The following is a 12,486-nucleotide window of genomic DNA, read 5'->3' on the forward strand; positions in this document are numbered from 1 at the left end:
TGGATCGCGGCTCGATCCGCCTTAGTTTGCCCGCGCCGCCAACCCGGCGGAACGGAGCAAGGCGGCGATGCGCGCCAGCGATCAGACGGGGCCCGAAATCGATCGCAGTCAGCGGGTGCTGCGGGCGCTTCTCGTTGCGGGTTTGCTGGGCCTCGGCCTGTACATCCTGTCCGGATTCCTGCGGGCGCTGATCTGGGCGCTGGTGCTTGCCATCGCCCTCTGGCCGCTCTTCACCCGCGCCCGCCGCCGCTTTCCGCCGGGGCGGCACAACATCCTCTGGCCGGCCGTCTTCACCGGCCTCGTCGCCCTGGTTCTACTCTTGCCTTTGGCGTTGCTGGGGGTCGAGGCGGGCCGCGAGGCGCACGACCTTCTCGATTACGCCCGCGAAGCCGAGCGCAACGGAATCTCTGTCCCGGACTTCGTCGCCCACCTGCCCTACGGCGCCTCCGCCGTGACCGAATGGTGGAACGCGCATCTCGCCCATGCCGGGCTGGCGCATGAGCTGAGCGAGCGTCTCAACACCGCCTCCAACCGCGACCTGACCCGCACCGTCGGAGCCGGGCTGGTGCATCGGGTGGTGCTGTTCGGCTTCTGTCTGCTGTCGCTGTTCTTCCTGTTCCGCGAGGGCGATGCCGTCGTCGCGCAGTCGCTGCGGGCGAGCGAGCGCCTGTTCGGGCCGCGCGGCGAGCGGGTCGCGCGCCAGATGGTGGCCTCGGTCCACGGCACCGTGGACGGGCTGGTTCTCGTCGGGATCGGCGAGGGCTTCCTGCTCGGAATCGTCTACGCCTTCGCCGGCGTGCCGCATCCGGTGCTGTTCGGCGCCGTCACGGCGGTCGCCGCAATGATCCCGTTCGGCGCACCGCTGGCCTTCGGCCTCGCCGCCGCGCTGCTGCTGGCGGGAGGTTCGGTGGTGCCCGCGGTGACGGTGCTGGTGGCCGGCTTCGTCGTCACCTTCGTCGCCGACCACTTCGTCCGCCCGGCTCTGATCGGCGGCACCACCCGCCTGCCCTTCCTGTGGGTGCTGCTCGGCATCCTCGGCGGGGTCGAGACCTTCGGCCTGCTCGGCCTGTTCATCGGCCCGGCGGTGATGGCCGCCCTGATCCTGCTGTGGCGGGAACTGACGGAGGGGCCGGAGGCCGTCTGAGGCCGCGGCCCGCTCAATGCTTCAGCGGCCGTCCGAGTTTCCTCGCCAGGATCCGCTGCGGGCTCTTCTCCGGATCGGCTTGATCGGCGACGGCGATGTAGGCGGTCTGTTCCAGCATGTAGCGACCGCCCATCGCACCGTGCATCACGAGGTCGGAGAAGGTCACCCAGGTCTCGCCGGGCTGGAAGCGCACATCGGCTTGGGGCGCGTTGGCCTGATAGTCGAGGTCGCGCTTCAGGGCGTCGTGGAGGTGCAGCATCAGGTGGTCGTATTCCGAGCGCTTGGCCTTGGTGATCTTCAGCGCGGCCAGCACGCTCGCCGAGAGCCCGGAATAGCCCGGGAGCTTGGGCAGGAACTTGTCCGCCATCGAGCCGAAATCCTCGCCGACCCGCCAGAGCCGCGGCTGCCCCTCGGCGTTGATGTTGCGGAAGATGCGCAGGATGCGCCGCTCGCCGATCGGGTTGGAGGGGAAGGCGTCGACGTGCATGCGCGTGTCGTCGCGCCGCCAGCTCAGCTTGCGCTTGTCGACGTCGAACGGCCGGTACGAGGTGCCCGCGAGCGAGAGCTTGCCGCTGTAGGCCGGCAGGTAGGTCTCGATCAGGTCCTGCGCGAAGCGGCGGTAGCGCACCAGCAGGTCGCGCAGGCGCGCCTGTTCCTCCGCGCTGCCGGCCCCGCCCCGCAGCTCGGCGGTCTCGTTGCGGATCGAGACGTTCTTGGCCTTGCCGTCGGCGAAGGGACGCTCGACGAAGCGCTGCTCGAAGGCGTCGAAGGGGAAGTCGAGATCGCGGAAGACGAGGACCGAACCGCTCTCCAGCGCCTCGACGAGGGCGGGCGCGCCCGGCGCCGCCTCGGAGCGGGAAACGGGAAGGACGGGGCTGATCATGGCTGTCGTTTCCGCACGATAGGTTGGTGCGCGGTGTAACCGACGGGCCGACGCTCTGCCAACACGCCAACCCGCCGCGGCGTCACGCGGGGGCAAGCGGGATGTTTTGCGGTGGACGGGACATCGCGTCGGCTTGCCCCGTCGCCCGCGCGCGCGTCTCCTGATCGGCGCCCCGGAGCGTAGGCAACCTGGGGCATGGGCAGGGCGTTTCCCCGTCGGATGTCCGCCCCCCGGACGAGGAGCCGGTCATGGCGACGCTGAAGGAATTCGAGGAGGCCCTGCGCGAGCACGGCATGCACATGGCGCTCGCCCTGCTGGAGCGCCTGCGCGAGCGCGACCGCCAGACCCGCACCATCCGCCCGGCCCGGCGCATCACCGGCCAGAAGATGACGCCCGACCTCGCCCGCGCGATCCTGGAGCTGCACGCCTCCACCGGCATGACCCAGCAGGAGATCGCCTTCAAGGTCGGGGTGAACCAGGGCCGCGTCAACGAGGTGATCAAGCGCGGCAAGTGGCTCGACGACGATCCGCATGCCCCCGAGGCGGTGGCCCGCGACAAGGCGAAGGCCCGCATGCGCGCCGACCCCAAATCGCAGCCGAGGCCGCGCACGAAGCCCCTCGCCCGCAGGGATGCGCCGCGCGCGGCGAAGAAGCCGGCCGCACCCCAGGGGCAACTCGCCTTCGGGGACCTGTAGGCGATGGCCGGGGCGGGCGAGAGGCGCTGCCGGCTGGTGCAGCCCGGCGACGCCTTCATCGGCAAGCAGGGGCTGTCCTACGCCCCCGGCATCTCGGCGGAGACGGCGGGCGCGACCGGCATCCACCTGCAGATGGTGACGATTCCGCCCGGTGCCCGGGCCAGGGCGCACAAGCACGAGGGCCACGAGACCGCGATCTACGCGCTCGCGGGCACCTCCTGCACCTGGTGGGGCGAGCGGCTGGAGCACCACACCGAGCTGAAGCCCGGCGCGTATTTCTACATCCCGGCCGGCGTGCCGCACCTGCCCTACAATCCGAGCCTGACCGAGCCCTGCACGGCGATCATCGCCCGCACCGATCCGAACGAGCAGGAGAGCGTGGTCCTGCTGCCGGAACTCGACGGGATACATCCGTGATCGGCGCTGTTGAGGAGACAGATTTCCTCGCGCCGGATCCCCTTCATGCGACGCCCTCTCTCGCGATGTATCCTCGCCGCCGCGGCCCTGCTCGCCGCCGGCAGCGGCTCTGCCCTGGCGCAGCGCCCTTCCACGACGAATCTCACCTGCGCCCAGGCCCGTGCCCTGGTCACGCGGCAGGGCGCGGCGGTGCTCGGCACCGGCGGACCGACCTACGACCGCTTCGTGCGCGACCGCTCGTTCTGCGAGGCGACGGAGATCGGCCGGCGCGCCTTCGTGCCCACCCGCGACACACCGGGCTGCTTCGTCGGATTCACCTGCTACGAGCCCGGCCGCGGCGACCGGTTCGGGGATTTCTGAGCGCCCGATACGAATACGCCCCGGCCATCAGGGCCGGGGCGCTCCCCGTCGGGCGTGGCGGCCTTTCGGCCGGAGGATTACGCGGCCTGCTGGACCGAGCCCTCGATCACCGGCTGGCTCGACGGCCGGCTCGCGATCTCGATGCGGCGCGGCTTCTTCGCCTCCGGGACCTCGCGAACGAGATCGACGTGGAGGAGGCCGTTCTCAAGCACGGCGCCGGTCACCTGGACATGGTCGGCGAGCTGGAAGCGGCGCTCGAAGGCGCGGGCGGCGATGCCCTGATAGAGAACCTCGGAAGACTTGCCCTCGGCGGCCTTGCGCTCGCCCTTGATGGTGAGGGCGTTTTCCTTCACCTCGATCGACAGGTCGGCTTCGGTGAAGCCGGCCACCGCGACGGTCACGCGATAGACGTTCTCACCCGTGCGCTCGATATTGTAGGGCGGATAGGTTGGAGCAGCCTCGGCGCTCACGAAACCGTCGAGGGCCGCAAAAAGGCGGTCGAAGCCGACGGTGGAACGGTACAGGGGAGCCAGATCGAACTGACGCATTACATATCCTCCAGAAGAAGCAACATGCTCTGTGTATTCGGGTCCGCCCGTGGGCCGGACCGTCGCGCCGCCGTCTCGGCCGGCGCGCCCACGATATTGGTGGGAGCCGAAAACCGCGCAAGGGTCTGCTTGCGAGGTTTTTGCGTGAGCTTGAGCGGAAATTTTTGCGGGATGCGTCGGCCGTGCTGAGCCTGAGACCCACCCCCGGCAACCCGGTGCCGCCCGGCGCCCGGCTCGTGCCGGTCGAGACCGAGGACGGCGTGGCGTTGCGCGCTGCGACGTGGCAGCCGACGACGCGCGGCGTGAAGGGCACGGTCTGCCTGCTCCAGGGCCGGGCCGAGTTCATCGAGAAGTATTTCGAGACGATCGCCGACTTGCGCGCCCGCGGCTTCTGCGTCGTCGCCTTCGACTGGCGCGGACAGGGTGATTCGGGCCGGCAGGTCCGCGACGCCCATAAGGGCCATGTCCGCCACTTCGACGATTACCGCCTCGACCTCAAGGCGATCACCGAGACGGTGCTCGTGCCGATGATGCCCGAACCGTATTTCGGGCTCGCCCATTCCATGGGCGGCGCGGTGGCGCTGATCGGCTCGGCCGAGGGCTGGCTGCCGTTCCGGCGGCTCGTCACCGTCGCGCCGATGCTGTCGATCCGCATGGTGCGCTGGCCGGCGGCGGTCTCGCTGCTCGCGCGCGGACTGCACCGGCTCGGCCTCGGGCGCTGCTACGTGCCCTCCGGCAGCAAGGTCTCGATCGCCACCAAGCCGTTCCCCGGCAACCGCCTCTCCACCGATCCGGTGCGCTACGCCCGCAACGCGGCCGCCGCCCGCGAAGTCGGCGCCGGCGCGGTCGGCGATCCGACGATCGCCTGGCTCGCCTCCGCCTTTCGCGCCATGCGTCGGCTTCAAGATCCGGCGCTGATCCGGCAGATCCGCACGCCCTGTCTCATCATCGGGGCCGGGGCCGATCCCGTCTGCGGGACGCCGACGATCGAGCGCTTCGTCGCCCGGCTCAAGACCGGGCGCCTGATCGTGCTGCCGGGTGCCCGCCACGAGATCCTGAGCGAGTGCGACGCGGTCCGCACCGATTTCTGGGCTGCCTTCGACGCCTTCATCCCCGGCCACGGCTCCCAGGCTGCCGCCGAGCGGACCCTGTCTGAGCCCGCCCTCCCCGGCTGAGGCGCCGGACCGGCCTGAGAGCGTTCGCCGGACGCGCGCTGAGCGCGCCGCCGCCGATCCCCTTCGCGCCTCATACGCAGCGCCCGCCGCGCCAGGGATGGAAATGGCCGGCGGCGGTCGTCTCCCGAGGGGCGTTCCGGTCCGATGCGATCGCCCCGGACCGAAGCGGAATGCCGTCTCGACGGTCGGCCTTCCTCGATCGACGCATCTTCTTGCAGGTATTCGATCCGAGCACTTGTGCGCAAATTTTCTGTGCCAGAAGACGCCGCATACTGAGAATAAAGTACGACACTATGCGTATTTTTAGTGGCGCAATCATTTGAATGCTCGCTGAAAATTTTTTTTGTCACGCGGTCGATCGTGCCGGGCAAGCGGATGTCTCTCCTGATCGATGGCGTTTGCACTGAAATGTTCTTGGATGCGCTCGTCCTGTCGCGAACGAGCTTGCTCCCGTCGACCCGCAAAAATCCAGCATATGTTAAGATAAAACTTTAATTCGCTCCTCAATATTCGAAAAGCAGATTGATAATAGCTCTCGGTTGCGAAGGCTTGGTCAGATGAGCCGATCGGTGGACTGAAAAAGCTTGAACTTGAAGTTGTCGATCTCGGCCGGTGAACGGACATGCCGGCGGCGGATCGAAGTCCAAATGAATGGAAAGATTCATCGATGGCGAAAATCTCTGTCTTTTGGGCAAACGGCTACTCGCCTTGGCTCGCCGGTTGGCAGGCCGACTTGATCCTTGCGACGGCTCAAGGCGCGGCCGACGGCTGGGCCAAGTACATTCAAGGCGACAGCACGATCGATATTGCCCTCGCGATCGGCAATATCGGCAGCGGCGGCATCCTCGCCAACGCCGGACCCAACTACGCCTGGAACGGAGGCGGGTGGGACTATGCCACCATCCTCAAGGCCCGCGAGGGCTATGACGGGAACGGCAGCAAGCCCGACGGTGACCTCACGCTCGCCGATTATAGTTACCGCGGTTGGTTCTACGATCCGGCGGGTGTTGCAGGTGTTCCCGGCGACCGGATCGACGCCTTCTCGGTGATGCAGCACGAGCTCGGCCACGCGCTCGGCTTTCTCGATTTCCAGGCCGCGACGGATGCCGGCGGGGGCTTCGTCTTCAACGGCGAGAACACGCGGGCGGTTCTCGGTGGCGCGAGCCCGCTCGATTGGGGTCGGGCGCATGTCGGGTTCGACGGGGATCTGATGGGCGCCTCGATCTCCTCGGGTGTGCGCAAGGGCATCTCGGACCTCGACCTCGCCATGCTCCAGGACCGGGGCATGCCGATCGCGACCGAGCGTGCCGACAAGATCTGGCTCGGCAACCGGAGCGACACCTTCTATGCCTACGGCGGCAACGACTGGATCGACGGCGGTGCGGGCGACGATAGGCTCTTCGGCGGCGCGGGCGACGACGTTCTCATCGGCGGAGCCGGAAACGACGCGCTGGATGGCGGCGACGGCATCGACAAGGCCGTGTTCGCAGGCCGGAGCCGGGACTACGTCGCCCTCTACGACGCGAGTGCCGCCACCGGCACGCTCGCCATCAAGCATCTCCCCTCGGGCAGCGTCGATACGCTGACCTCGATCGAATCCTTGAGCTTCGACGATACGGTGCTCGGCACGGCCGGTCTTCTCGCCCACCTGCAGGGGCGCTTCGGCACCGTGAAGGCCGGCGGCGCGACCTACGAGATGGCCCTGAACGCCGCCGCCGACGAAGCCTACCGCCCCGACATTCCCGATATCGACGGCGCGTTCAGCGTCACCGCGCGGGTGCGGTTCGATGATCTCGCGGGCGGCAACTATCAGCGCGTCTTCGACACCGGCAACGGCCCCGACAGCGACAACATCTGGCTCGGGCAGGTCGGCAACGGGCGCGACATGGCGTTCGAGATCCTCGACGGCGCGGTCAAGCACCGCATCACCGCCGAGGACGCGATCACGCAGGGCGTGGAGGCGCGCTGGACCGCCGGCGTCGACGAGAAGGGATGGATGTCGCTCTACAAGGACGGCGCGCTCGTCGCCGAGGGTCAGGGCACCGTGCCACGCGACGTGACGCGGGCGAAGGAGTTCGTCGGGCACTCCAACTGGGCGCAGGATACGGCGCTGGTCGGTAACGTCTACGACCTGACCTTCAAGGACGACCTGCCCGACATCCACGGCGCCTTCACCGCCAGCGCGACGGTCCGGTTCGACGACATCGATGCCGGTGCGTGGCAGCGGGTCTTCGACCTCGGCAATGGCCCGGGCGCCGACAACGTCTTCCTCGGTCAGGTCGGCACCTCCACCGACATGCAGTTCACCATTCTGAACGACGGCAAGGCTGCCTCCATCGTGGCCAAGGGCGCGATCGTCGAAGGTCAGCAGGCGACCTGGACGACCAGCGTCAACGAGGCCGGCTGGATGCGCCTGTTCAAGGACGGGGCGCTCGTGGCCGAGGGGCAGGGGATCGTCCCGAAGGATATCGCCCGGGTCAACGAGTTCGTCGGCAAATCCAATTGGGCCTCGGACAAGCCGCTCGTCGGCGAAGTCAGCGACCTGACGATCACGCCGTTCAAGGGCATCCCGGAGATCGACGGCGCCTTCAAGATGTTCGCCGAGGTTCGCTTCGACGATCTCAGCCACGGCAGCTATCAGCGCGTGTTCGACACCGGCAATGGCCGCGACAGCGACAACATCTGGCTCGGCCAGGTCGGCAACGGCGACGACATGGCGTTCGAGATCCTGACGGGCGCCACCAAGCACCGGATCACGGCGGCGGACGCGATCGTCGAGGGGGAGATGGCGAAGTGGCAGGCCAGCGTGGACGAGGCCGGCTACATGCGCCTGCTCAAGAACGAGAAGGTCGTCGCCGAGGGGCAGGGGGCGGTTCCGCTTGACGTCCTGCGCACGAGCGACCTGGTCGGCCATTCCAACTGGTCCTGGGATACCGCGCTGGCCGGACAGGTGAAGGATCTGATCTTCGCCTGATCCCGAGCCCCATCGCCGCGGCGGACCGCGCCTCGGCGATGGGTGTTTGCGGGAGAAGGGGACCGCTCCGGCCTGGCCGCGCCACCGGAGCGAGCCGGGCCTACGGATTGAGCAGCCTCAGGGCAGCCTCGTGCAGCCGGCGGTCGCCCGCCGCCACGATCCGGCCGCCGCCGGTGGCCGAACCGCCGTCCCAGCCCGTCACGACCCCGCCCGCGCCCTCGACGATGGGGATCAGCGCGACGATGTCGTAGGGCTTGAGGCCCGCCTCGACCACGAGGTCGATCTGGCCCGCCGCCAGCATGCAGTAGGCGTAGCAGTCGGCGCCGTAGCGCGACATCTTCACCTGCGCCTCGATCGCGCGGAAGCGCTCCGCCTCTTCGCCGTCGGCGAACAGGCGCGGATCGGTGGTGGCGAGGATGGCGTCGCCGAGCGCCTCAATGCGGCGGCTGTGCAGGCGGCGTTCGCCCCTCGGGCTGCGCACGCTCGCGGTCTTGCCGTCGCCGAGGAAGCGCTCGCCGAGATAGGGCTGGTGCATCAGTCCGCGCACCGCCGCGCCGTGATGAGTGAGCCCGATCAGCGTGCCCCAGGTCGGCAGACCGCTGATGAAGGCGCGGGTGCCGTCGATCGGATCGAGCACCCAGACGCATTCCGCGTCCGCCCGTTCGGAGCCGAATTCCTCACCGAGGATGCCGTGGCTGGGAAGCCGGTCCTTGATCATCCGGCGCATCACGGTCTCCGCCGCGCGATCCGCCTCGGTGACCGGGTCGAAGGCGTGCCCTGTCCCGTGGGATTTGTCGTCCAGGCCGAAATGCGCCCGGAAGAACGGCAGGATCGCCGCCCCGGACTGGGTGGCGAGGTCTTCCATGAACTGGGCGAGATCGACGACGCTCATCGAGGGACAGCCTCCCGTTGACTGCCCGAGACGAAGCCGTCGGCGGACGGCTCCGTCAAGCCGCCGCCGCGATTTCCGTTCGCGTCCCCGCGCCGCCAGGGCGGGCGCCCCCTCCTCGCTTGCGGCGAGGCCGAGGCGGATAGTCTTGAGCCGAGAGGTTTTGCAGGCACCGGGCGGCCGGCTGAATGGCCCCGGTGTCGTGAATTGATGTTGTCACTCTTGTAGAATCGTGAGACCATAAGGTTGATTATTGAATCGCCAAAATCTGGCGAACATTTCTATTGTTTGTGTCCATGGTCCGGGAGGATTCCATGTACAAGATTCGCTCGCATAAGCTCGTCATCGGACAGACGGGGATCGACTTCGTTGCTTCGCCGAATACAGGCGGCGCGCTTGATCCGAAATTCCTCGTCATTCACTTCACAGCCAGTGGGCCGAGTTCCGATATCGCAAAGTACTTCTCGAACCGACAGGCGAAGGTGTCGGCGCACGTGGTCGTGCGCCGCGACGGATCGGTGATCCAATGCGTTCCCTTCAACGTGGTCGCGTGGCACGCGGGCCTGAGCAGTTGGACGGCCAAGGACGGCGAGCGCTACACCGGCCTCAATCGCAGCGCGATCGGCATCGAGATCGAGAATTGGGGGCCGCTCAGGAAGTCCGGATCGGGCTGGGTCTCGTGGACGGGCAGCGCGGTCGATGCCAGCAAGGTCGTGGAGGCCCGGCACAAGAACGGCGGTCCCGTCTGCGGCTGGGAGACGTATACCGACGCGCAGATCCACGCCACGATCGACGTCGCGCAGGCCGTCTGCTCCCACTACGGCCTCACGGAGATCATCGGCCACGACGACATCTCGCCCGGCCGCAAGACCGATCCCGGGCCGGCCTGGGACATGGCGATGTTCAGGGCGAAGGTGTTCGGGCGGGAGGAGGACGGGCCCGAGATCTTCGTCGTGCGCTCGCCGACAGGTCTCAATATCCGGGCCGAGCCGCGGGCCTCGGCGCAGACGCTTCGGCCGGTTCCGTTGCCGGACGGCACTCGGGTGATCGTTCATGAGCACGAGGGAAACTGGCGCTTCGTCTCGGTGCTGAACGAGGCCGGACAGCCCGATTTCTCGGGCTGGGTGCACGGAAGTTACCTGACGGAGGGCTGATGGAGCCGCCGTTCCGCCGGGACGCCGGCTAGGCCGGTTCCGGCAGGGCCTGCCGCGGAGGCGTTGCCGCTTGCTGGCGCTCCGGCTCCTGCGGCGTGCCGTGGCGGGCGATGGCGAGGATCGTCTCGATCAGGTCACGCAGGGACGTGACGTGATCGTCCGCCCCGAGCTTGGCCCGTAGCGCGTCATCGGAGAGCATGGGCTCGTCGAGGCGCCACAGTCCGGCGACGATCGGCACGGTGTCGATCTTCTGGCGCAGCCGCGTGACGAGGCGGCGCAGATGGGTCGGCTCGCCCGACAGCGCCAGCGAGATCACGCAGACGGCCTGGGCCGGGCCCGGCTCCCACGCGCCGATCCGCACCCGCGCGACCTCGGCGAAGGGCACCTGCCGCGTGCCGAACCCGCGCTTGCGCAGGAGCTGGTCGGCGATGGCCGTGGCGGCCCCGTCGAGGAAGCCGCGGCCGGAGACGAGGAGCACCGCCCCGTCCTGCCGCCAGGCCTCGGGCAGGTCGTCCGGATCCGGTTCTGGGATCGGATCGCTCTTGCAGGCGCTCTCGCCGTCGCCCGCTCCGTCCGAGATCAGGCGGGCGGATTTCGAGGCCGGCTCGGGCACCTTGTCGTCGCGATCCTCCAGATCCTCCACGAGCGCCGTGATCGAGGCGCGGATCTCGTCCTTCTGGTCGGGGGTGAGCACGCCACGGGCGGCGTCGCGGGCGGCGAGTTCGAGACCCTTGAGCACCACGTCGTCGTAATAGGCCGAGAGCGAGCACTCCCGCAGGATCAGCTCGGCATGCTCCTGCGCCTCCTCCGGATCGTCGGCGAGCATGCGCTGGTAGAAGTTCTCGATCGGGGTCAGTGCCGGCCGGTTGCTGAACAGCACGTCCAGAAATTCGAGCCGGTCGACGTGGCGCCCGAGCACGACGAGGCAGACGGTCAGCGGCGTCGAGAGAAGCAGCCCCACCGGTCCCCACAGCCAGGTCCAGAACAGGGCCGAGACCAGCACCGAGAAGGGCGAGAGGCCTGTGGAGTGGCCGTAGACCAGCGGCTCGATGATCTGCCCGACGATCGGCTCGACGAGGGCAAAGAGAAGGAAGGTCGCCAGTGCCATGCTCCAGCCCGGCTCGACGGCGGCTGCGAGTGCGATCGGCAGCACGGCCGAGAGCACGGCGCCGATATAGGGCACGAAGCGCATGACCAGCGCGAAGATGCCCCACAGCACCGGGCTCGGCACGCCGATGATCCAGAGCCCGACGCCGATGACGATGCCGAAGGCGGTGTTGAGGGCGAGTTGCCCCAGGAAGTAGCGCGAGAGCCGCCGCGCGGCGTCGTCCATGGCGACCGTCGTGCGGTGGAGGTCGCTCGAGCCGGCGAGGCGGATCAGGCGGTCGCGCAAGTCCTCCCGCTGCATCAGGATGAACAGGAGCACGACGATGACGATGCCGGCGGTGGCCAGCGGCTGCGCCACCGGCGAGAGCACGGTGGTGGCGAGTTCGAGCGGGCTCGGGCGGCGCTCCTCCACCTGCACCACCAGGGGCTTGGCCGGTTCCGGCTCGGCCCTGCGGGCGCTGTCGCGGGCGGCCTGCTCGCGAAGCGATCGCTCCTTGGCCCGCTCGGCGCTCTCCTTGTTCTCCTCCCCGCCCTGGTGGATCGCGCGGTTGATGTTGGCGATGTAGTCCATGGTCTGGCCGAGCGAGCCGTTCCGCAGTCCCTCGATCTTGCGCTCGACCGTGCGCTGGTAGCGCGGCACGTCCTGGGCGAGCTCGGCGACCTGCACGCCGATGACGGTGGTGAGCGCGGCGATGACGCCCGCGGCGAACAGCACCGAGACGAGGACCGCCACCGCCCGCCCCAGCCGCAGCCGGCGCAGGAAGTTCACCAGCGGGCCGAGCACGAAGGACAGCAGCACCGCGATGGCGATGGGGATCAGCACCTCGCGCGCAAGGAACAGGCCGGCGACGATGATCGCGAACACGACGAGGGATGAGGCGAGCGGACCTTTGGGCGTCTCGGCGGCGGCGACCCGCGTGGGGCGTGGCGGCACGATGAAGCCCTCACCGGGGGATATGCGCTTCATGTCAGGCCGAACTTCCCTCTCACGCCACGCTTCATCGCAAGGCCCGACGGACCGCGTCGCGGCCCTTTCGTCCTGCTCGAGAGCCGCGCGGGTCCGACGCAGCCGCCGGTGCCCGGGGGCACTAGAACTCAAGAAACCGTGAGCAGGCCGGATTCGATCCCTGAAACGTCGCC

At 68.5% G+C, this 12,486-nt stretch carries 11 protein-coding genes; 7 read left to right on the forward strand and 4 right to left on the reverse strand.

All coding sequences use genetic code 11. From position 1 onward, the window contains the following. The first annotated feature begins 67 nt into the window (after positions 1–67). Positions 68–1,144 (forward strand): AI-2E family transporter, encoded by a 1,077-nt coding sequence (locus MPPM_RS24705; protein WP_096487332.1) that lies wholly within the window; start codon positions 68–70, stop codon positions 1,142–1,144. A gap of 13 nt (positions 1,145–1,157) precedes the next feature. Here the strand turns inward: MPPM_RS24705 and kdoO are convergent, their stop codons facing one another. Continuing rightward, positions 1,158–2,027: a Kdo hydroxylase KdoO gene (gene kdoO / locus MPPM_RS24710; protein ID WP_096487333.1), complete on the reverse strand. Its 870-nt coding sequence runs from the start codon at positions 2,025–2,027 to the stop codon at positions 1,158–1,160. Between the two features lie 248 nt (positions 2,028–2,275). Between kdoO and MPPM_RS24715 the strand changes: the two genes are divergently transcribed. The 3 genes from MPPM_RS24715 to MPPM_RS24725 are packed head-to-tail and all read left to right on the forward strand — an operon-like array spanning position 2,276 to position 3,499. Further along, positions 2,276–2,722 carry an RNA polymerase subunit sigma-70 gene (locus MPPM_RS24715; RefSeq protein WP_096487334.1) on the forward strand — a complete coding sequence of 149 codons (447 nt, stop codon included), beginning with the start codon at positions 2,276–2,278 and terminating at the stop codon, positions 2,720–2,722. Positions 2,723–2,725: 3 nt separating this feature from the next. After that, complete coding sequence (locus MPPM_RS24720) at positions 2,726–3,139, forward strand: cupin domain-containing protein (protein ID WP_096487335.1); 414 nt, start codon at positions 2,726–2,728, stop codon at positions 3,137–3,139. A 45-nt stretch (positions 3,140–3,184) separates the two neighbouring features. After that, positions 3,185–3,499: a hypothetical protein gene (locus MPPM_RS24725; protein ID WP_096487336.1), complete on the forward strand. Its 315-nt coding sequence runs from the start codon at positions 3,185–3,187 to the stop codon at positions 3,497–3,499. Between the two features lie 77 nt (positions 3,500–3,576). Here MPPM_RS24725 and MPPM_RS24730 read toward each other — a convergent pair whose 3' ends face one another. Next, complete coding sequence (locus MPPM_RS24730) at positions 3,577–4,047, reverse strand: Hsp20 family protein (RefSeq protein ID WP_017483557.1); 471 nt, start codon at positions 4,045–4,047, stop codon at positions 3,577–3,579. A 182-nt stretch (positions 4,048–4,229) separates the two neighbouring features. Between MPPM_RS24730 and MPPM_RS24735 the strand changes: the two genes are divergently transcribed. Further along, positions 4,230–5,222: an alpha/beta fold hydrolase gene (locus MPPM_RS24735; RefSeq protein ID WP_096487337.1), complete on the forward strand. Its 993-nt coding sequence runs from the start codon at positions 4,230–4,232 to the stop codon at positions 5,220–5,222. A 667-nt stretch (positions 5,223–5,889) separates the two neighbouring features. Beyond that, positions 5,890–8,196, forward strand: coding sequence for a hemolysin (locus tag MPPM_RS24740; protein WP_096487338.1), 2,307 nt, complete (start codon positions 5,890–5,892; stop codon positions 8,194–8,196). A gap of 100 nt (positions 8,197–8,296) precedes the next feature. Here MPPM_RS24740 and hisN read toward each other — a convergent pair whose 3' ends face one another. Beyond that, positions 8,297–9,088, reverse strand: coding sequence for a histidinol-phosphatase (hisN, locus tag MPPM_RS24745; protein WP_096487339.1), 792 nt, complete (start codon positions 9,086–9,088; stop codon positions 8,297–8,299). 311 nt (positions 9,089–9,399) lie between these two features. Between hisN and MPPM_RS24750 the strand changes: the two genes are divergently transcribed. Further along, positions 9,400–10,239, forward strand: a complete 840-nt coding sequence (locus tag MPPM_RS24750) for an N-acetylmuramoyl-L-alanine amidase (RefSeq protein ID WP_162296281.1) — start codon at positions 9,400–9,402, stop codon at positions 10,237–10,239. Between the two features lie 28 nt (positions 10,240–10,267). Here MPPM_RS24750 and MPPM_RS24755 read toward each other — a convergent pair whose 3' ends face one another. Continuing rightward, positions 10,268–12,313, reverse strand: a complete 2,046-nt coding sequence (locus MPPM_RS24755) for an AI-2E family transporter (RefSeq protein ID WP_096487341.1) — start codon at positions 12,311–12,313, stop codon at positions 10,268–10,270. Positions 12,314–12,486: the final 173 nt, after the last annotated feature.

It is taken from the genome of Methylorubrum populi (assembly GCF_002355515.1).
Classification (GTDB): Bacteria; Pseudomonadota; Alphaproteobacteria; order Rhizobiales; family Beijerinckiaceae; genus Methylobacterium; species Methylobacterium populi_A.